A 19,543-nucleotide genomic window follows, 5' to 3' on the forward strand; every position below is an offset into this window, starting at 1 on the left:
AGACCATGAAAAAAATAGTCACAAACTCATTCACAAGGGACTCTAGAATATCCATGAATAAATTGGTACTGTCATTGGCATTTCTAATTGTTTCCTGCGATTCTTTTTTAGATATTGATTTGCCTGAGAACCAGCTGACCAAAGAAAGTGTTTTTGAAGATAATCAGACCGCAGATGCCGCTTTGACCAGTATTTACTCCAAAATGAGGGATACCGGAATACTGACCGGTTCTGGAGTGGGAATCTCTTTCCAGCTAGGCTGTTATGGAGATGAACTGACATGGTTTGGAAACCCGCTCAGTACTACTGAAAATTTTTATACCAATAATCTGCTGCCTTCCACTTCCTCTGTGAACGATTACTGGAAAGCAGCCTATAGCAATATATATGCAGCAAATGCCGTGCTTGAAGGCAGCAGGAGTTCTGTATCCCTGTCAACAGCAAATAAACAAAAGCTTGAAGGGGAAGCTCTTTTTATTAGGGCACTGCTGCATTTTTATCTGGTCAATCTGTATGGGGATATCCCATACGTCACCACAACAGAATATAAAATCAATACTGTTGTCAGCAAACTTCCTGTTAAAGAAATTTACAAATTGATTCAGACTGATCTTCAGCTCGCTGCTGTAAATTTAAATACAGCTGAATTAAGCAGTACAAGGGTACGTCCATCTAAGTTTACTGTAAGAGCTTTGCTTTCACGGGTATATCTTTATTCTGGTTTATGGGCAGAGGCTGCCGACAGCGCATCTGCCGTGCTCAATGAATCTGGAACTTTTTCACTTGAAAATATTGATAGTGCATTTTTAAAGGAGTCAAAAGAAACAATCTGGCAGCTGCAGCCTTCAGCTTCAGGAAAAAATACGGATGAAGCGGTGGCATTTATTTTTGTCAGCGGTCCTCCAAGAACAGTTTGTCTGAACAACATTCTGGTAAATTCCTTTTCTTCGGATGATCTGCGAAAAACGCACTGGATGGGTTCAGTTTCCAGCGGTGCCTCTAAGTGGTACTTTGCGTATAAGTACAAGAAAAACAGCACTACTGCGTCTTCTGTCGAGTATTCAATTGTGATTCGTCTGGCTGAACAATATCTCATCCGTGCAGAAGCACGTGCAAAGCAGGGCGATATTATCGGTGCCAGAGAAGATCTTAACAAAATACGAAATCGTGCAGGCCTTACAAGTACGGATATTTCCACAAAAGAAGAACTGCTTCAGGCTGTAGCCGAAGAGCGCAGACATGAGCTTTTTACCGAATACGCCCATCGCTTTTTTGACCTTAAACGTTCAGGAGATATAAACACCATTCTATCAGCTCAAAAGCCGGGATGGAACACAACCGACATCTTATTTCCACTGCCTCAGACCGAATTGGAACTCAATCCAAATCTTCTGCCGCAGAATGAAGGCTATTAAAAGATACATCACATGAATATTTCATATCTAAAAAACAGGGGCGGCTTTACCGCTGTACCTGCTGCAGTTTTATTTTTATTTTTTATTTTGCTATTAGTAGTCTGTCCCCTACGGGGGCAGGCATTGCAAAAAAAAAGCCTTACAGCATCAGATTATGATTCATTTGGTAATTTTCTATTCCATAAACCTTCGCGCAATGGAAACTGGGTCGGTTTTTCAATGTTCTATAAAAACGGAAAAGATACCTTATACGTAAAAAATACATTAAAAAACAAACTGTACTCCTTTCCGCTTGGCACTAAACCTGATTTTCTGGGAGATAATAGTTTTGTTTATCAGGATGCTGATAGAATTCATATTCTAGATCTTCAGAATGGCTGCAAAAAAACAATAGCCAATGTCACTGGTTATTTTTCTTCGCCAGACTCTGAGAGATTAGTAGTAATGACAAAATCTCAACTCACAAAAAAGCAGTCCATTAGTGTGTTTGATCAAAATGGAAAGATTTTATCGACAATTGAAAACGTTACCAGCATGAAAATGGGGCCTGCCAATAAAAAAATTCTCTTTTCCATTGCAGATCAAAATTTAAGTTCGATTGGCGTCTTAGAATTAGGGCAAAAAACTAAAACCACATGGATTCATGAGAAAAAACCTGTGAATTTTAAGATGCTGACATGGGATAAGAAAGAAAGGGCAGTATCTTTTTTGACGGAACCCAATTCTGGCACAGAAAACAAAAAACTTTATTATTATATACTGGAGAATAAAAGCCTTTACGTCCTTGATCCAAAGACGAAAGATAATTTTCCATCTCAAGCAGTTATTAATGAAAGTGCAGAATATGCTATAACTATTAGCAATGATTTTCAACGGGTATTTTTTTCAATAAGCCATAAAAAAGAGAATTCTTTTAACAGTACAGAAGATGCTGTATCTAAAGTAGAAATTTGGAAAAGCAGCGATACATACATCTACCCTTTTATGCAGAAAAGTTTACGTTTTAAAAAGCAAAATAGACTTGCTTTATGGTACCCTTTAACGGGAAAGTTTTCCGAACTCACCTCTGATGAATTATCCAAAGTAATGCTTTGCGGCAATGAAAAATATGCAGTCCTTTCTGATCCAAAAAAGTATGAGCCTCAGTTTGAATATGATGCCCCCCGCGATTTTTATATTTTAAATCTGCTGACAGGGGAAAAAAAACTCTTGCTTCAAAATAAAAAAATAAGTCCATCTGAACCACTTCCTATCTCTTCCCCTGAAGGTAAATATATAAATTACATACTTAATGATAGCTGCTGGATTTATAATACAGCTTCAAAAACATACACAAACATTACCCGCCGAATTATTTCGCAATACCTTTCGCTGACCAATCAAAAAAACAGCAGAAACTTTATATTGACTCCAGTTGGATGGACCGCAAACGACAATAAGCTCGTAGTATATGATAATTATGATATATGGACAATTTCACCTGAGAATTTTACTCTAAAAAGACTTACCAGAGGGAGGGAAAAACAGATCCAATTCAGAATATATGCACCGGGAAAATTTTCGGAAATTGAGAAAAGCTATGATGGCTATAGATATAAATCAATTAATTTTTCCAATCCAATTTTGCTTACAGCTGCTGGCGAGGATGGCAGAACAGGATTTTTTAAATGGAAAAAAATTACTGGAGAAATACCCCTTGTCTATGACAGCAGTTATATTGACAAACTCCACACTACAGACCAAGGAAAAGTACTGTTTTATCAGCAGCAAAGATTTGACAAACCTCCAAAAATTATATTCCAAAAGGATAAAGTTACCCGTACTGTATTTCAAAGCAGTCCGCATCAGGCAGATTACGATTGGGGAAGCGCCTCACTAATTCAATTCCAAAACGAGAATGGAATAAAAATGAGCGCATTGCTTTACTATCCTGCATCATATAATCCGGATAAAAAATACCCTATGATTGTAAATATCTATGAAAAGCAGACTCAAAATCTTTACAAATACTCTTTACCGGATTTAGAAAATGAAGCAGGCTTCAATCCTGTGGTATTAACCAGTCAGGGATATTTTGTGCTTTGTCCCGATATAATATCCGAAAAACAGAATGAAGGCCCTTCCGCTTTAAAGTATACAATTTCAGCCACAAAAGAAATCATCGCCAGAGGACTTGTTAAGCCGGACAAAATTGCTTTGATGGGGCATTCTTTCGGAGGTTTTGAGGTTTGTTATATCATAACACAGACAAAAATTTTTGCGGCGGCGGTAGCAGGTGCGGCAATTACAAACATTAAAAGTTACTACCATACAGTAGACTGGGACACCGGCCGTCCTACTATGAATTATTTCATACACGGGCAGTTGAAAATGATACAGCCTCCATCTGAAATTCCCGAAATTTATAATCTAAATTCTCCTATTGAATTTGTTAAAAATATAACGACTCCTCTACTATCCTATGCAGGAAAGGAAGATAATCATGTTGACTGGCATCAGACAGTAGAATTTCATATGGCACTTCGCAGACTTGGCAAAAAAAACACAATGCTGTTGTTTCCAAATGAAGGACACACTATTACAAATCCCATAAATCAAAGAGACTTAACACGCAAAATAATACAGTGGTTTGGGTTTTATCTTAAAGATGAAACACCCGAGCAATGGATTGATAAAAATTGATATCTCAAAAAAACAATGCAGTTCCAAGAACTGCATTGCTTTTCTGGTTAAACATGATTCAATTGGAAGGACGATAAAGCGTTTCATCACAATTATTATCCTTGCCTTTTGCTTGTTGTCCTGGAGGGGCATAGCTTACACGACAGAGCTGTAAATTAAAGTCTGTGCTGCAATCCACTTCTTTGTTACAAGGGATGTTGTTATCGTCTGTAACATATCCAATTTCAGGAGCAGCACTACCGGCAGTTTTCTGCATGGAAGTGGTTAAAAAAGCCCCAGCTGTACCGGTCACCATTACTATGGCAAATGGCATCATTTTTTTTAAAAATATCGTATTCATAACTATAAATTTAAATTAAACGTGATCTACTTTTTTCTACAGGTTTTCGATCTAATTCCTGATATCGGCCAATATATTTTTCAGCGGTCAGTTTTAAGCTCTGATTCGCGTTTCATTTCACTTTTTAACAAATATCCGAGATTAAAAACCATCAGATTTGTACCTGCTGTAACATAAAGATGATCATCGGTTACAAAAATGTTCTGGATTTTCTGGTTTGGAATTTCCTGGACATAAAAACTAAGGACATAACTATTGTTATCCAAATTATAAACATCTACTACTGAAGATTTTTTCCAAAATTTCTCATCTTCAAATCTTCCGGGCACTTTTGAATTAATGAACAAAAGATTATTTCTAACTGCACTGATCGAGTTCACTTTTAAAGGAGGAGCTGCCATCTGCCTTTCTGTATTATTTTTGAGATATGCTACTTTAATTTTAGCCTGTTTATTGGTATCAATAGTATTGCTTCTTCTCATAAGCTCCCCGTTACGGTCAGCTGTGATAAACTCATTGCGATAATAATAAATGTAATGGATCTGCTTCCTGTTCTGGTTGTAGAGCAGTATGCCATCTGTATCAAATATTCCGTCAATCTGCCTTGTAAGAAGGTTTTGCGAATACAAAACGGTATCTTTTTCTGCACTAAAAATTCCTATTACATTCGCTCTTTCATTACCAGTGTTATTCCGAAATGCAATAGTAACGCTGTCCATGGGCTGTGCCAGGCTAAATTTTGGGGTTCTTTTCAATTCTGCCGTTAATTTCCAATCTTTGGTATTTCCTCTGTATATGCGCGGCAGTGTACCATCAAACAAGTAGAACCAGCCGTCTTGAACTACAATTTTTATTGATTTAAAAGATTGGTTACGATAATCTAAATACAGTTTTATCCTCTTTTGTTTTCCATCACTGTCAATCGAAAGAAGATGCAGGGGATCTGTATAATTTGCCAGATAAAGGATATTTTTTTCATAACCTGCAAAATAATAGGAATTCCATCTTAGATCAATAGTCTTATCAAGTTCGATTGCTTTTTTTGGATATCTTCTGACAAAGGGATTTTTATGATGAATAGCCTGCTCTGAGGAAAGGAATAAGATAACAACAGCTGTTGTAGCCATTATAGCAGAAGCCAATAGAATCCAGATTTTACTGCTGTTTTTTGTTATTGGAAAATCATCTTGACGCTTATTTTTATGAATTATAATTGCAACGATAGCCAGCATGACAAAAAGCGAGTTAAATATCAAATGGGTATTCCAGCTCATTTTCTCCAGGATGCCTCCACATGAACAGGGTATAAAAGAACTGTAATGAAGTACGATAAAAATATAGCTGGTAAACATGCTCATTAAAACAAATGCTGCATACAAACCGATGATTCTGGTAGCCGAAAATAAAAGCATCCCCGAAATAATCAGCTCAAAACCAATTACAAAATAGGAAATCCATTCAGCATAAATACTAAGTACGGGAGACTGTGCCAACTGTACCTTAAACCTTTCAAAATCAACAAGTTTACTCACCGCGGCATAGACAAACAAAAGTGCATATAGAAAACATATCAATTCAATAATCAGCTTCTTATAATTTTCCTGTAGTTTCATAATTGAAATTTTGTATCGTAATTCATTTACTGAAAATGCTTACACAAATTTAAATCGTTCACTAAAAAAAACTGTTGACAAAATCAAGCCAAAAGTTTTCAAAATCAAGCCAATTTCCTGCAAAAAAAATGTGCTTTACAAATCTTGCAGATCTGTAAAGCACAAAAAATTATTTTTAAAATCAATCTTTGAGGCCGGCGCTTAATTCCAAAAGCTTTTGGTTCAGCTCGACAAGACCAGATTTCTGCAGGCAGTCGTCTGAAAAATTTCTAAGCTCATTGACACTTTCATTCGAAAGAATACCTATCAGACTCGCGGCATCTTTTTCAGCCAAGAGTCCTTGCTCTATAAGACGGCACAACAGTAAAACATTTTTTCGTGAAATCCTCAAATCAATCTTCACCATTTCATTCATTCCAGGGATACTCAATACCGTATCATAAACCTTGGACACTTCATTTTTTGTAATCATAACTTCCACGTTTTTAATTAATAATTAGAAATAGTAAATGTAAAAAGCTTTAAAGAATTAAGCCCAGTCATAATTTAGCGGGGATTGCTTATTGCTAAAGCCTTTTCTAATTTAGTTTTTCTTAAAAAGGGTTCAGGATTGCCACGTTCCTGCAATCGGCCAGATGAACGATTGTCGGACAACCGGATCTGGCTGATCTATCCTCGGAACTCGGGATCAGAGATACATGAAAGCTGCTGGAAGTTTAAAAATGAAATCCATATGCAAAAAAAAATACAGCAGATTTCTTATTAGAAAATGAGATTGATGAATAATTATGACAGCGAGAATGGAAAGAGAAAATTCAAACAAAACACGAAAAATCACTATTCGTTTGACACCCTCGGAATATACAGCATTAGAGTCAAAATTTAAGACGACAACCTGCCGGAAATTAAGTGAATATATGCGCAAACAATTGTTTGGGAAAGCAATTATTAGTACTTACCGAAACAGGTCATTAGATGATTTTGTTGAAGAGCTAATCGTCCTTAGAAATGAGCTTAATGCTATAGGAAACAACCTAAATCAGACCACCAGAAAACTTCACACATTAAGTCAGATTTACGATGCAAAAGAATGGACAATTGGCTTTGAATTAAAGCAGAGAAAGCTCTTTGAAAAGATAAATGAGATTCATAATCATATTCAAAAAATCTCCGAACAATGGTTTCAATAATCAAAACAGGTAATTCTATAAGAAGTATTTTTAACTACAATGAAAACAAAGTTAAAACTGGCAAGGCTGAATGCATCGGAGCAGCAAATTTTCTTTTAGACATATCTCAAATGAGCGATGCAATGAAGCTGAGCCGCTTTACTGAAAGGATTCAATTAAATGATAATACCAAGCGCAACATCGTACATATTTCTCTGAATTTTGACCCATCAGAAAATCATTCAAAAGAAAAACTGATGGCAATTGCAAATACCTACATGTACAAGATAGGTTTTGGGAAACAGCCCTACCTTGTCTATCAGCATTTTGACGCAGGGCATCCGCACATCCATGTAATAACCATTAATATTGAAAGGGACGGAAAAAGGATTGACCTGCACCATTTAGGGATAAGAAAATCTGAACCGGCAAGAAAAGAAATTGAGGAAACTTTCAGACTTATTAAAGCTGAAAGTCTCAATAAAAATAAACAGTTTAACTTACTGCCTATCTCAATGGGAAAAGTCTGTTATGGAAAAATTGAATCAAAAAAAGCTCTTGCAGCAGTTCTCAATCAAGTCTTATACAGTTATAGATATTCAAGTCTTGCCGAACTTAATGCTGTATTGCAATGTTATAATGTATTGGCCGATCGTGGCAGTGAGAATTCAAAAGTGTTTTTGAATAAGGGAATAGTGTACCGCATACTCAATGAAAAAGGAATTCCGACTGGTGTTCCGATTAAAGCCAGCGATTTTTATTTTAAGCCTACATTAAAATTTTTGGAGTCTAAATTTATAAGCAATAAACCCAGAAAAGAATCCGATAAAGCAAGACTGAAAAATGTAATTGACATGGCCATTTTACGCGAAAACATTAATAATGTAAATCAGCTTTCCCTATTTTTGGAAAAGGAAGGAATAAAAACCGTTTTTAGAACAAGTAGTGAAGGATTAGTTTATGGCATTACCTACATCGACCATACTACAAAAAATGTTTTTAATGGATCAAGTTTAGGTAAAAAGTATAGTGCAAAGGCAATAATAGGACGCTGTGGAAATGAATTTAATCTAGATAAAAGAGATTGGATTAATAAACGGCTGGAAACATTCTCTTCTGAAAATGCTTCTGTAAAAACTTTCGATTCCTCAGTTATTATACAATTATTAGATTCAATACTTAAACCTGAAATGACTCTTGAGTATCTACCTAAGCAGTTTAAAAAGAAAAAACGAAATAGAAGAAAAATATAATAGGATTCATTTTTTTTTGAAATATTATCTATAAGCCTTTTTTGCTTTCTCAAATTTATAAATTAGACTAAAATTGCTCACTTTTATAAAACATTACACCAAATTTTGTACTATAAATCTACTGAATGAAATACATTTAATATAGCAAAAATCATTTAATTTGTAATAAAAATATTGTTTATAGATTTGTTTATCAATCAACAAATCCACAATTATAAACCATTTATGGCAGGAACGCCGTCGATAATTTAAATAAACAAATTATGGCAGATTTAAGCATTCAAGAAAAAGCTAAAATTGAAAAATTTTTAGGAATGGGCAGCGGATACGTCGCCGATTTTTCAGACCGAACTTTTCAAGAATTTGTTGGGGCAGTTACAGGGTTAGATATTGATGATCCAAAATACCACTATTCATCTAACTCAAAGGCAAATAGATTAAGTTTATTAAAGTGGAAAACGATAATACTGTTGGAAAGCTTCTTCAAGAAATGTCTCATCACTATTTTGAAAAGCTGAAAGAACAACAATCAACTTCATGGTATCAAAAAAATGAGAAAGAATTTAAAAATAGTGAAGAGCTTTATCAGGAATCCCTCAAAATAACTCAAAGATTACAAGGTAATATAGTGGATGATATTGGTGCCATAAAACCCAATTCAGACGATGTGGATTTTAAAAAACTTTCTGAATCAATTAGGGAGAGTATAGAAAAAAATTTGCCTGAAATTGCATTAGATCGATTACATACCTTTGTAATGAAATATATAAGGGAGTTATGTAAAAAGCACAGAATCAAATATACAGCTGATGAAGCTTTACATAGTATCTTTGGAAAGTATATCAAATTTCTAATTGAAATGGGCTTCCTCGAAACTGAAATGTCCAAAAGAATTCTCAAAACTTCAATTAGTAATTTGGATTCTTTTAATGATATAAGAAATAACAAGAGTTTTGCTCATGACAATCCTATCCTTAATTACGAAGAGAGTGTACTAGTTTTCAATAGTATTTCGAGTATGATAAAATTTATTGAAGCCTTAGAAAATCGCATAAATAAATCAAAGGATGAAAACAAAACTGATTGGAATGATATTTCATTCTAACATCACATTTGCCAGCTAAATATTTCTAATTACTAAACTAAGTAAATTGATATGGGAAAAAAAATCTACTACAGCAAACCATTAAAATATTTTTGGCATCATTACTATGGGACTCAAAAAAAATTCACACCTGATTTTACCAATGACCAGATATTTACTGTACTTCGGCGAAATATTTTAAATGCCCCTTTAGGTGTATCTGAAACTCCACAGTCTAGAGGACTCATAATATCAGGGCTGGAATTGTGGAGGGACGATTACATGGGAGAACTTTTGCATATTTTCTTTCTGGATAGGGAATTGCGTGACTTCCTTGAAAAAACTGCATTATCGGATATAGAAGGCATTAAAAAGTTCCTGTACCAAAATGGGCAGAAAAGAGAAGTTCTTCATTTATATTCAAATGAAAAAAGGGAGACGGTAGTGTATAAATTTGCTTTGCACTTACCTTATGAAGCTGATGGCTATGCTTTTTCTTTAAGCATTGAAGCTGATGGCAGCGTAGACCTGTACTTTGCGCTGGGAGAAAATGGCGGTCGTATGTCTGATAGATTCTATGCAGATGTCAATAAAAAAAATGATGCAATTTCTCTAACTCAAGCAAAAGTATTTCGTCTTGCCATCAATACGATTGCTTACATGAAGTGCTTCCCAGATTGTGTGTCTGATGGAGTGCCACAAAACCTATTAGAAAGAAACGAAAATAAGTTGGCAAAAAACTTTACTTTTCAATCATCAGAAAAGATTAAAGAAAATCAAAACTCACCACTATCAAAAATACCTCACTTTAGGAAAGGACATTTTAGAGTACTTCACTCGGATTACTTTGCCAATAAAAAGGGAGAAGTAATTTTCGTTACCGAGACTATGGTTAAGGGAAATGCAAAGACTGTCTCTACTTCACCTGAAATCGATAAGTTCACAGGGAATTCAGATAAAAATTAAAATATCTGCATATCCTGATATCGGTTCTAAATCTTTCTTCGATCGCTTTGCCCATTAAGAAAACAGCGAAATTCAATAATCCTTTATAGGCAAAATTTAACGGGGTTAGGATTCTCCAAAGCTCTTTTCTAATTTAGTTTTTCTAAATAATTCTAAAGCGGGAAGCATGCAGACGGGAGAAAATGAACAGGCGCTGAGAAAGATTCTGGATATGACAAGACTAATAGCTATTGTGCTTTTAGGCCTGCACTTCTATTATTATGGATATGCCATTTTTAAAGAATGGAACCTTGCATTTACCTTCAGCGATAAACTCCTGGGAAATGTTTTTCATACTGGATTATTTGACAGCTTTCATACCTCAAAACTGCTTTCCCTTATTTTTCTCTTCATTTCGCTTTTAGGTGTAAAGGGCAGAAAAAATGAAAAGCTGACCTTTAGAGGCGCAGTTTACTATCTTGCTTTAGGCTTGCTGTTATACTTTAGCAGTTACTTCATATTAATTGCATTTACTGATTTTGTCTGGTATATCATTATCACTTCAGCAGGATTTCTCCTGATCTTATCAGGCGGAACGCTCCTATCACGTCTGATACAGAGAAAGCTCAATTCCAAAGATATTTTTAATAAGGAGAATGAGACTTTCCCGCAGGAAGAACGGCTGCTGGAAAATGAATACTCCATCAATCTTCCTGCTCAATATTATCTGAAGAACAAGCTTCGCAAAAGCTGGATTAATATAATAAACCCTTTCAGAAGCATACTGGTTGCGGGTACGCCCGGTTCTGGCAAATCCTACTTTGTAATCCGCCATATCATCACCCAGCATATCCGGAAAAAGTTCAGTATGTTCGTGTATGATTTTAAGTTTGATGACCTAACCCTTATTGCATGGAATACCTGGAAAAAATTCAAACATCTTTATGATATTGAGCCAAAATTCTACATTATTAATTTTGATGATCTGAGCCGCTCGCACCGCTGCAATCCCCTTGATCCGAAATCTATGAACGATATCACCGATGCCGCCGAATCAGCACGTACCATTCTCTTGGGGCTGAACCGGGAATGGATCAAAAAGCAGGGCGATTTTTTTGTGGAATCTCCCATTAATTTCCTTACTGCTGTTATCTGGTACCTGCGAAGATATAATGACGGTGAATTCTGTACACTCCCGCATGTAATTGAACTCATGCAGGCGGATTATGACAGCCTTTTTACCCTGCTGCGTACTGAAAAGGAAATTGAGGTGCTCATAAATCCATTTGTCAGCGCCTATCTCAATGATGTGATGGAGCAGCTTGAGGGACAAATAGCTTCTGCAAAGATTTCAATGGCAAGGCTCTCCTCCGCCCAGCTGTATTATGTGCTATCTGGAAATGATTTCACATTGGATATCAATAATCCATTAGAGCCCAAAATAGTATGTATGGGAAACAACCCGCAGAAAGTACAGACCTATGGAGCAGTTCTTTCTTTATTTGTCAGCCGGCTTATCAAACAGGTTAACCAGAAAGGGAAATTGAAAAGCAGTTTGGTTTTCGACGAATTCCCGACTATTTACCTCAATAATATGGATAGCCTTATTGCCACCGCCAGGAGCAATAAAGTAAGCACTTGCTTGGGCATTCAGGACTTCAGCCAGCTGCGTAAGGATTACGGGCGAGAGCATGCAGATGTAATACTGAACATTACAGGAAATATCATAAGCGGACAGGTGACTGGTGATACTGCGAAACAGCTGTCGGAGCGATTTGGCAAAATAATGCAGGATCGTGAAAGCCTTTCCATCAACAGCTCCGATACTTCCATCAGCAGGTCCAAACAGCTGGAATCCGCAGTTCCCGCTTCTACCATTTCCACTTTAAGCTCTGGAGAATTTGTGGGCATTGTTGCAGATGATCCGGGCTGCAGGATAGATCTCAAAGCGTTTCATTGCGATATCATAAATGACCATGAAGCGCTTAAAAAAGAACAGGATTCTTTTGAAGATATCACTCCTGTAAGAACCATCAACAGGACAATGGTAGAGCGTAATTATCTTCAGGTAAAACAGGACATCTCAGAACTCATAGATTCAGAACTTCAGCGTATGTTTCATAATCCCTCTTTAGTCCACCTGATAATAAAAAAACAAAAAGCTCAGACATGATTTATTCCATTTTAAATTATTTTGTTTGGAATTTCAAAAAGTTCATTTATCTCAATGGCGGCAATTCTGTGGCGCTCAGTCTGCTGTAGAAAATCGTCGCTGAAACATTAAAGATATTGCAGTCATAATAGGGTCTACATCTTGACAGACTTCCGTTTTTTGGCTAATTTTGCCTTATGAATCCCGAAGAAATTAAACGATATTTTGACAATACGCCTCCTCCTTTACAGGTGGATTGGAAGCCTTGGGCAAAGATTACCGATTCCCAGCTATTTTTGAAAAGCTGCTATACAGGGATCAGGACTTTCAACGGCCCTTTGGAAATGTGTCCCGTCTGGTGGCATCTTAAAGATTTTTATCTCCTCATCAAGCGCACCGCTCCGGAAGAACAGAAGGCAGAGGTATAAAGTTTGTTTTTTTTTAGCTTGATAAGTGTCGATGAAAACTTTAGGCGATTTGTGTAATCAGCAGGACCGCTATAAAGGAAAGTATGGATAAAACCATTGCATTGATAATCATGCTTTTTCTTTTTACTGAATCCTGCGCTTTCTCTATTTCACTGGTTCTTTTCTTTTCGTGCGTTTTCATTATATAGTGATTTTAATTATTTGAATAAGCGCAAAATTATTGCGCATGCCGGAGAAACATTTACAGCTTTACCTTTCCATTTATCATAATTCGAATTTTATTTAAGCGGGAGCTTATGATTTTCTGATCGCAGAATTTAACGAGAAATTTGAATTCTCCATTTTCTTTGTTTCGGTTGGCTGAATCAAAAAAGAGTACGGAAGTAGGTTAAACTTTGGATGCAATGGATTCTCAGATTGATCTGTGATTTTCCGAAAGATAAAGTTTTTGTCCCTAAGTATAGTGCGGATGTACTGCTTAGGTAAGCAGGAATCTGTTACTGCTTTTTTGGATGCTGCTCCAGTCAATCTCAAATACTTTCTGAAGCAGGTCCTTCAGCCCCTGAAAACTGCTGGGTTTCACAGCGTACAAATCAGCGCCGAGTTTATGGCAGAGCTCAATATTGTCAGTGTTTTTGCTCGTGGAGAGCATTATGATCTTGACTTCTTTCAGGGCATCTTCCCTGCTGCGGATTTCCGCAAGGCAGTCAAATCCATTTTTGATGGGCATATTTATATCCAGGAAGATCATATCAGGCAAGCGGTCTGCGGTCTTCTCAAGGGTATTGAGCAGTTCCTGCCCGTCGCAGGCAGCCTTTACGGCAGCAGGCAGATTCAAATCCTCGACAGCATCCAAAAACAGCATTCTGTCGTCTTCATCGTCGTCAGCTATCAATATGACTTTATGGGGATCGTGGAGTTTTGACATGGCCTATATTTTTTGCAGTACAGAAGACAAGAGTCTAAGAATCTGCAAAAGCCTATATAAAATATAAGTTTTTGTAAATCGATAAACGGTTGAATTATATCCGTGGAGCGGTTGACAGCTTGTAAATGTACGAATTTTACTCAAATAAACACCATTACAGGCGCAATAATTGAGCTTTTTCAAACGATCTGCCGATTCCATTGAATAAAAAACAAAAACAGCACACAATAATCTTCAAATAAGCACAAGCTTTTCTTTGATTATCCTCTCCTCTGAAAATTCTGAATAAAGCGGCTTATGCATCAAAAAGCCGTTTTTCGAATGCCCTGAAAATAGGGATTTTTGAATTTTGTTATTATTTAGAACATTTTATTTTTAAAAATTGTTATTGACTGTACTAATTTTGATAAGTATAAAATGATCAAGATTATGAACCGGGCAATTGTACACATCGACATGAACACGTTTTTCGTCTCCTGCGAAAGGCTTACCAATTCCGAGCTCAACGGCATTCCGCTGATTATCGGCGGCGGCGAACGGGGCGTTGTGGCTTCCTGCTCCTATGAGGCGCGCCGTTTCGGGGTGCGCTCTGCCATGCCCATTCAGATGGCGCTCAGGCTGTGCCCGCAGGCCAAAGTCATGAAAGGCGATATGGAACTCTATTCAAGGCTTTCCCATGACGTGACCGAAATCATTCAGGAAAAAGCACCTGTGGTGGAAAAAGCATCTATTGACGAATTCTATCTGGACATCACCGGAATGGACAAATTTTACGGAAGTTACAAATGGACCGATGAGCTGGCGCAGCGCATTACAAAGGAAACGGGGCTTCCCCTCACCTTTGCCCTTTCGATTAATAAAACGGTATCCAAGATCGGCACCGGTGAAGGAAAACAGAAGCAGAATCTCGAGATCCCCGAGCATCTGGTGCAGTCATTTTTAAACCCGCTCTCGGTGCGCAAAATACCGATGGTGGGCGACAAGACCTTCCAGCTGCTGTCCCGCATCGGGATACGCACCATCAAGACCCTTTCTGAAATGCCGGCCGAAGCCCTGCAGCGCATGATCGGACAAAACGGGATCGAACTATGGAAAAAAGCAAACGGCATTGACAACAATCCCGTAGAACCTTACACGGAAAGAAAGTCGATCTCCACCGAACATACTTTTTCGCAGGATACAATCGACATCGACAAGCTTGGAAGGGTTATCCTTGGGATGGTTGAGAAGCTTTCCTATCAGCTGCGTTCCGAACAGTGGCTGACCTCGACCGTCACAGTCAAGATCAGGTATGCCAATTTTGACACCGAAACCAAGCAGTGCAGGGTCCAGTATACCTCTGCCGACCACCTGCTGACCCAGACCGCAATGGATCTTTTTGACAAGCTCTACCAGCGCCGTATGCGCCTGCGCCTTATCGGCGTGCGTTTCAGCGGACTGGTGCGCGGAACCTACCAGATTGACCTCTTCAATGATACCGAAGAAATGCTGGCGCTCTACCAGGCCATGGACCGGATGAAAAACCGTTACGGTTTTGATGCGGTGATGCGGTGCGCCGGGGCTTCCTTTAAGCCCAATACCAAAGACGAAATTTTAAAACGCAAAAAATAAATCATGTATCTCAACTGCCATTCCTTCCACTCCCTGCGTTATGGCACCATACCGCTTGAGGACCTGATATCCAAGGCATCAGCTTTGGGTGTCAAGGCTATGGCACTCACTGATATCAATACCGTTACAGGAATCTATGATTTCATAAAGGGATGCCAAGCTGCGGGCATCAAGCCTGTTGTCGGGATGGAATTCCGCTCAGGACATGAGCTGCGCTATATAGGGCTGGCAAAAAATGCGGCAGGCCTTGCCGAGATAAACCGTTTCCTGACCCGCCATAATTTTGAGAATACCCCGCTTCCTTTATCCGCTCCCGACTTTGAAAATGTTTTTATAATCTATCCTCTGGAGAATGTGCCAGCCGTTCTAAAGGAACACGAATTCATCGGCCTGCGCCCCGAACAGCGCCCGACACTGGTGCTGAGCGGCTGGAAGACCAGAATAGACAAGATGGTCATACTCCAGCCTATTACCTTCCGTACTAAAACGGAATTCAAGCTGCATAAGATACTGCGGGCTGTTGATCTGAACGTAATCCTTTCGCGCCTTTCTGCATCAGATCACTGCAGGCAGACAGAGGTTATGGTGGATCCGGAGAGGATCGTAAAATGTTATGAAGACTATCCGCAGATCATTTCCAATACGGAAATGATTATTGGGCAGTGCGATTTTGAGTTTGATTTCAAAACGCCTAAAAACAAGAAATACTATACCAATAACAAAAAGGACGACATACAGCTTCTGACCACCCTTGCCCAGCAGGGGCTGGAATGGCGCTACGGAAAAAACAATGCAGAAGCAAAATCAAGGATGTTCCGGGAGCTAAAAGTAATTGACCAGCTGGAATTCAGCGGCTATTTCCTCATCACATGGGATATCATCCGTTTCAGCAATTCCCAGGGGTTTCTGCATATAGGACGCGGAAGCGGCGCCAACAGCATCATCGCCTACTGCCTTGGCATCACCGATATCTGTCCCTTGGAGCTGGACCTGTATTTTGAGCGTTTTCTGAACCTGAACCGCAAAAGCCCTCCCGATTTTGATATCGACTGGAGCTGGAAGGAACGCGACGTGATCCTGGAATATATCTTTTCCCGTTACGGCTGTGAACATGTGGCTTTCTGCGGCACCAATGTGGAATTCAAATACCGCTCCATATTCCGTGAGGTGGGCAAGGTTTTCGGGCTTCCAAAAGAAGAACTTGATGCCTTGGCCAAAAACCCGATGACCCTGCATCCTGCAAATGAAGTGGTCCGCGAAGTGCAGCAGTACGGCATGATGCTGGAGAAATACCCCAACCAGAGAAGCATGCATTCGTGCGGGATCCTGATTTCCGAGGAGCCCATCACCAATTATTCCGTGCTGGAGATGCCACCCAAAGGATTTCCCATAGTGCTTTTTGATATGCATACGGCGGAAGATATAGGGCTTGAAAAGTTTGACATCCTGAGCCAGCGCGGGATCGGACATATTGACGACAGCGTTAAGCTTATTGAGAAAAACCGGGGACTGCGGCTCAATATCCGTGACACCACGATTTCAAAGGACGAGAAAAGCTGTAACAGCTATCTGTCAATGGGAAAGACCATAGGCTGTTTTTATATCGAGAGCCCTGCCATGCGGGGGCTGCTGCGCCGCCTGAAATGCGACAACTACAAAACCCTTGTGGCCGCCTCCTCCATCATCCGTCCCGGAGTGGCGCAGTCTGGAATGATGAAAGAGTATATCTTCAGGCACAATCATCCCGACAGGTTTGAATATTTCCATCCGGTGTTCGAAGAGCAGCTCGGGGAAACCTATGGCATTATGGTATATCAGGAAGATGTGATCAAAATTGCCCTGCATTACGGCGGGCTTCCGGCTGCCGACGGGGATATCCTGCGCCGTGCCATGTCGGGAAAAGGACGTTCAAAAGCGGCATTGCAGAAGGTAAAGGACAATTTCTTTGCATCCTGCCAGGCACAGGGGCATCCCATGGCGCTCAGCCAGGAAATATACCGCCAGATCGAGTCCTTTGCCGGCTATTCCTTCTGCAAGGCACACTCTGCCTCCTATGCCGTGGAAAGCTATCAGAGCCTGTATCTGAAGGTGCATTATCCCATCGAATTTATGGTGGCGGTGATCAACAATCAGGGCGGTTTCTACCGCACCGAAGTGTATGTGCATGAGGCCAGAATGTCAGGTGCCGTGATCCACAATCCCTGCGTGAACAGAAGCGAATTTGAAACCACCCTGTATGGTTCTGATGTATATCTGGGTTTCATGCACCTGCAGAGCCTTGAATCCAAAACAGCCCTTCTGATTCAGCAGGAAAGGGAAAGAAACGGGCTTTACAAGTCACTGGAGGATTTCATCAACCGCATCCCCATTGGCATTGAGGCCATACAGATCCTGATTTTCATAGGCGCATTCCGGTTCACTGGGAAAACAAAAAACCAGCTGCTGGTTATTGCCCGTCTGATTCTGGTAAACTTCAAGCCTGAGAACCGCACCCCAATACTTCTTCAGGAGCCTGTAAAGGAGTTTGTGCTTCCCGAGCTGGAACGCTCCGCTTTTGAAGATGCCTTTGATGAGATCGAGCTGCTGGGCTTTCCTGTCTCCTGTTCCCCTTTTGACCTGCTTCAGACCCCTTTCAGGGGCAATGTGATGGCAAAGGATCTTTTGGACCATCATAAAAAACAGGTGCGCATGCTGGCCTATCTGATATCTCGCAAGCATGTGCCCACAAAGATGGGCGCTATGTATTTCGGGACCTGGATAGATGCTGAAGGGCAGCTTTTTGATACGGCGCATTTTACCGACAGCCTTGCCCTATATCCTTTTCAGGGAGGCGGATGCTACCTCTTGCTGGGAAATGTTGAGGTGGATTATCATTTCCCGACCATAACGGTCACCAAAATGGCCAAGATGCCCTTTATACCGGATCCGCGCTACGAGCATGAGAACGACTGGAAATACAGGACGCAGCAGAAAATACGCGAAGATGTGAGCATGACCCATCGTGCGCCCTATCCGCAGGAACATGAAATCAATATTCCAAGGCTTAAGATGAGCAATTGACAGGCTGTTTTTCGGCTTTACGGCTGCAGCATGAGTATGAACTAAAAAAATAAAGAAGATGATGCTTTTTGATGATACCGAAATTTTTTCATCGGGCAATGGCGGCAGAAGAATATTTGACGCCCCTGATGCCGACCTGCTGCTGATTGATAATTTTTTCAGCAAAGCCGAATCCGATCATTACTACAATGTCTTATACCATGGCACCCAGTGGAGGGAATATGAAATGCCGATGTACGACAAGGTGGTCACGGCTCCCCGCATGATCTCATGGTACGGGGATTCGGGCAGGCCTGAGCGCAGATCCAATCCCGACTGGCCTTTGGAGCTGCTCCAGATCAGGGAGCGTGTGGAAAAGGAAACCTGCATAAACTTTAACGCCGTGCTGCTCAATCTCTACAGGGACGGAACTGACGGCGTGGGATGGCACAGCGACAAGACTTCTTCAAGCAACAAGGACATGAACATCGCTTCTGTGACTTTCGGGGAAACGCGACTGTTCCGACTGCGCCATAAAACACTCAAACATATTGCGCCGATAGAAATCCCGCTGCACCACGGGACCTTTCTGCTCATGGCAGGCCATACCAATACCTACTGGGAGCATCAGGTACCTAAGACCGCCCGTCCTGTCCTGCCAAGGATCAATCTTACCTTCCGACAGGTCAGGGAAGCATAGAGGTTTTACTGTATTTGTTTATGAACGTTCTTATTTTTTTATGCTTGATGTCCTTGATCCATCGGTTTACATAGCGATTCCAATACATTGAAAATCATAGCAATCCTATAAAAATCCTGTTTTATAATATAACAGCTCTGTTTGCTGCTCATGGTAACTTTGGATAAACCATTAAAATTAAGAA

The 19,543-nt window shown here is 39.7% G+C and carries 17 protein-coding genes; 12 read left to right on the forward strand and 5 right to left on the reverse strand.

The features are described 5' to 3' along the window. Positions 1-5: 5 nt before the first annotated feature. The gene (locus GR162_RS06180) at positions 6-1,415 is read left to right on the forward strand and encodes a RagB/SusD family nutrient uptake outer membrane protein (RefSeq protein WP_237421296.1); all 1,410 of its coding nucleotides are present in this window, start codon (positions 6-8) and stop codon (positions 1,413-1,415) included. Between the two features lie 12 nt (positions 1,416-1,427). Next, on the forward strand, positions 1,428-4,097 hold the full coding sequence (locus GR162_RS06185; RefSeq protein ID WP_160781392.1) for a S9 family peptidase: 2,670 nt from the start codon (positions 1,428-1,430) through the stop codon (positions 4,095-4,097). 58 nt (positions 4,098-4,155) lie between these two features. On the opposite strand, the gene GR162_RS06190 is transcribed toward GR162_RS06185, so the two are convergent. The 3 genes from GR162_RS06190 to GR162_RS06200 form a co-directional block, all read right to left on the reverse strand. Then, positions 4,156-4,437 (reverse strand): hypothetical protein, encoded by a 282-nt coding sequence (locus tag GR162_RS06190; RefSeq protein WP_113678676.1) that lies wholly within the window; start codon positions 4,435-4,437, stop codon positions 4,156-4,158. 80 nt (positions 4,438-4,517) lie between these two features. After that, a complete protein-coding gene (locus GR162_RS06195) occupies positions 4,518-6,050 on the reverse strand; it encodes a DoxX family protein (protein WP_160781393.1) in 1,533 nt (510 codons plus the stop codon). A gap of 181 nt (positions 6,051-6,231) precedes the next feature. Then, positions 6,232-6,522 (reverse strand): hypothetical protein, encoded by a 291-nt coding sequence (locus GR162_RS06200; protein WP_113678673.1) that lies wholly within the window; start codon positions 6,520-6,522, stop codon positions 6,232-6,234. A gap of 328 nt (positions 6,523-6,850) precedes the next feature. On the opposite strand from GR162_RS06200, the gene GR162_RS06205 reads away from it, so the two are divergent. From GR162_RS06205 to GR162_RS06230, 7 genes are all read left to right on the forward strand, one after another. Further along, on the forward strand, positions 6,851-7,240 hold the full coding sequence (locus GR162_RS06205) for a plasmid mobilization relaxosome protein MobC (RefSeq protein WP_160781394.1): 390 nt from the start codon (positions 6,851-6,853) through the stop codon (positions 7,238-7,240). Continuing rightward, positions 7,228-8,472, forward strand: coding sequence for a relaxase/mobilization nuclease domain-containing protein (locus GR162_RS06210; RefSeq protein ID WP_160781395.1), 1,245 nt, complete (start codon positions 7,228-7,230; stop codon positions 8,470-8,472). Before GR162_RS06205 ends, GR162_RS06210 begins: the two co-directional genes overlap by 13 nt. A 263-nt stretch (positions 8,473-8,735) precedes the next feature. Further along, entirely contained in the window at positions 8,736-8,990 is a 255-nt protein-coding gene (locus GR162_RS22110) for a hypothetical protein (protein ID WP_202393903.1), read from the forward strand. Next, complete coding sequence (locus GR162_RS06215; RefSeq protein ID WP_202393904.1) at positions 8,963-9,577, forward strand: abortive infection family protein; 615 nt, start codon at positions 8,963-8,965, stop codon at positions 9,575-9,577. The genes GR162_RS22110 and GR162_RS06215 overlap by 28 nt, the downstream gene beginning before the upstream one ends. A gap of 51 nt (positions 9,578-9,628) precedes the next feature. Beyond that, positions 9,629-10,522: a hypothetical protein gene (locus tag GR162_RS06220; protein WP_160781396.1), complete on the forward strand. Its 894-nt coding sequence runs from the start codon at positions 9,629-9,631 to the stop codon at positions 10,520-10,522. Between the two features lie 166 nt (positions 10,523-10,688). Then, positions 10,689-12,674 carry a conjugal transfer protein MobC gene (gene mobC, locus GR162_RS06225; protein ID WP_160781397.1) on the forward strand — a complete coding sequence of 662 codons (1,986 nt, stop codon included), beginning with the start codon at positions 10,689-10,691 and terminating at the stop codon, positions 12,672-12,674. 176 nt (positions 12,675-12,850) lie between these two features. Further along, a complete protein-coding gene (locus tag GR162_RS06230; protein ID WP_160781398.1) occupies positions 12,851-13,081 on the forward strand; it encodes a hypothetical protein in 231 nt (76 codons plus the stop codon). Positions 13,082-13,121: 40 nt separating this feature from the next. On the opposite strand, the gene GR162_RS06235 is transcribed toward GR162_RS06230, so the two are convergent. Together GR162_RS06235 and GR162_RS06240 are read right to left on the reverse strand one after the other, a co-directional pair. Next, positions 13,122-13,262 carry a hypothetical protein gene (locus tag GR162_RS06235; RefSeq protein WP_160781399.1) on the reverse strand — a complete coding sequence of 47 codons (141 nt, stop codon included), beginning with the start codon at positions 13,260-13,262 and terminating at the stop codon, positions 13,122-13,124. 297 nt (positions 13,263-13,559) lie between these two features. Continuing rightward, positions 13,560-14,009, reverse strand: coding sequence for a response regulator (locus GR162_RS06240; RefSeq protein ID WP_160781400.1), 450 nt, complete (start codon positions 14,007-14,009; stop codon positions 13,560-13,562). A 429-nt stretch (positions 14,010-14,438) separates the two neighbouring features. On the opposite strand from GR162_RS06240, the gene dinB reads away from it, so the two are divergent. The 3 genes from dinB to GR162_RS06255 are packed head-to-tail and all read left to right on the forward strand — an operon-like array spanning position 14,439 to position 19,359. Further along, positions 14,439-15,620 (forward strand): DNA polymerase IV, encoded by a 1,182-nt coding sequence (dinB, locus tag GR162_RS06245; protein WP_160781401.1) that lies wholly within the window; start codon positions 14,439-14,441, stop codon positions 15,618-15,620. Between the two features lie 3 nt (positions 15,621-15,623). Further along, positions 15,624-18,680, forward strand: coding sequence for a DNA polymerase III subunit alpha (locus tag GR162_RS06250; protein ID WP_160781402.1), 3,057 nt, complete (start codon positions 15,624-15,626; stop codon positions 18,678-18,680). A 58-nt stretch (positions 18,681-18,738) separates the two neighbouring features. Next, on the forward strand, positions 18,739-19,359 hold the full coding sequence (locus GR162_RS06255) for an alpha-ketoglutarate-dependent dioxygenase AlkB (protein WP_160781403.1): 621 nt from the start codon (positions 18,739-18,741) through the stop codon (positions 19,357-19,359). Positions 19,360-19,543: the final 184 nt, after the last annotated feature.

Origin of the sequence: Flavobacterium sp. HBTb2-11-1 (assembly GCF_009826975.1) — a bacterium.
Classification (GTDB): Bacteria; Bacteroidota; Bacteroidia; order Flavobacteriales; family Flavobacteriaceae; genus Flavobacterium.

Coding starts and splice junctions, on each gene's coding strand:
- GR162_RS06230 (WP_160781398.1), top strand. CDS start 12,851: ATGAATCCCGAAGAAATTAAACGATATTTTGACAATACGCCTCCTCCT.
- GR162_RS06235 (WP_160781399.1), bottom strand. CDS start 13,262: ATGAAAACGCACGAAAAGAAAAGAACCAGTGAAATAGAGAAAGCGCAG.
- GR162_RS06205 (WP_160781394.1), top strand. CDS start 6,851: ATGGAAAGAGAAAATTCAAACAAAACACGAAAAATCACTATTCGTTTG.
- GR162_RS06250 (WP_160781402.1), top strand. CDS start 15,624: ATGTATCTCAACTGCCATTCCTTCCACTCCCTGCGTTATGGCACCATA.
- GR162_RS06180 (WP_237421296.1), top strand. CDS start 6: ATGAAAAAAATAGTCACAAACTCATTCACAAGGGACTCTAGAATATCC.
- GR162_RS06185 (WP_160781392.1), top strand. CDS start 1,428: ATGAATATTTCATATCTAAAAAACAGGGGCGGCTTTACCGCTGTACCT.
- mobC (WP_160781397.1), top strand. CDS start 10,689: ATGCAGACGGGAGAAAATGAACAGGCGCTGAGAAAGATTCTGGATATG.
- GR162_RS06190 (WP_113678676.1), bottom strand. CDS start 4,437: ATGAATACGATATTTTTAAAAAAAATGATGCCATTTGCCATAGTAATG.
- GR162_RS22110 (WP_202393903.1), top strand. CDS start 8,736: ATGGCAGATTTAAGCATTCAAGAAAAAGCTAAAATTGAAAAATTTTTA.
- GR162_RS06215 (WP_202393904.1), top strand. CDS start 8,963: ATGTCTCATCACTATTTTGAAAAGCTGAAAGAACAACAATCAACTTCA.
- GR162_RS06220 (WP_160781396.1), top strand. CDS start 9,629: ATGGGAAAAAAAATCTACTACAGCAAACCATTAAAATATTTTTGGCAT.
- GR162_RS06240 (WP_160781400.1), bottom strand. CDS start 14,009: ATGTCAAAACTCCACGATCCCCATAAAGTCATATTGATAGCTGACGAC.
- GR162_RS06195 (WP_160781393.1), bottom strand. CDS start 6,050: ATGAAACTACAGGAAAATTATAAGAAGCTGATTATTGAATTGATATGT.
- GR162_RS06200 (WP_113678673.1), bottom strand. CDS start 6,522: ATGATTACAAAAAATGAAGTGTCCAAGGTTTATGATACGGTATTGAGT.
- GR162_RS06210 (WP_160781395.1), top strand. CDS start 7,228: ATGGTTTCAATAATCAAAACAGGTAATTCTATAAGAAGTATTTTTAAC.
- GR162_RS06255 (WP_160781403.1), top strand. CDS start 18,739: ATGATGCTTTTTGATGATACCGAAATTTTTTCATCGGGCAATGGCGGC.
- dinB (WP_160781401.1), top strand. CDS start 14,439: ATGAACCGGGCAATTGTACACATCGACATGAACACGTTTTTCGTCTCC.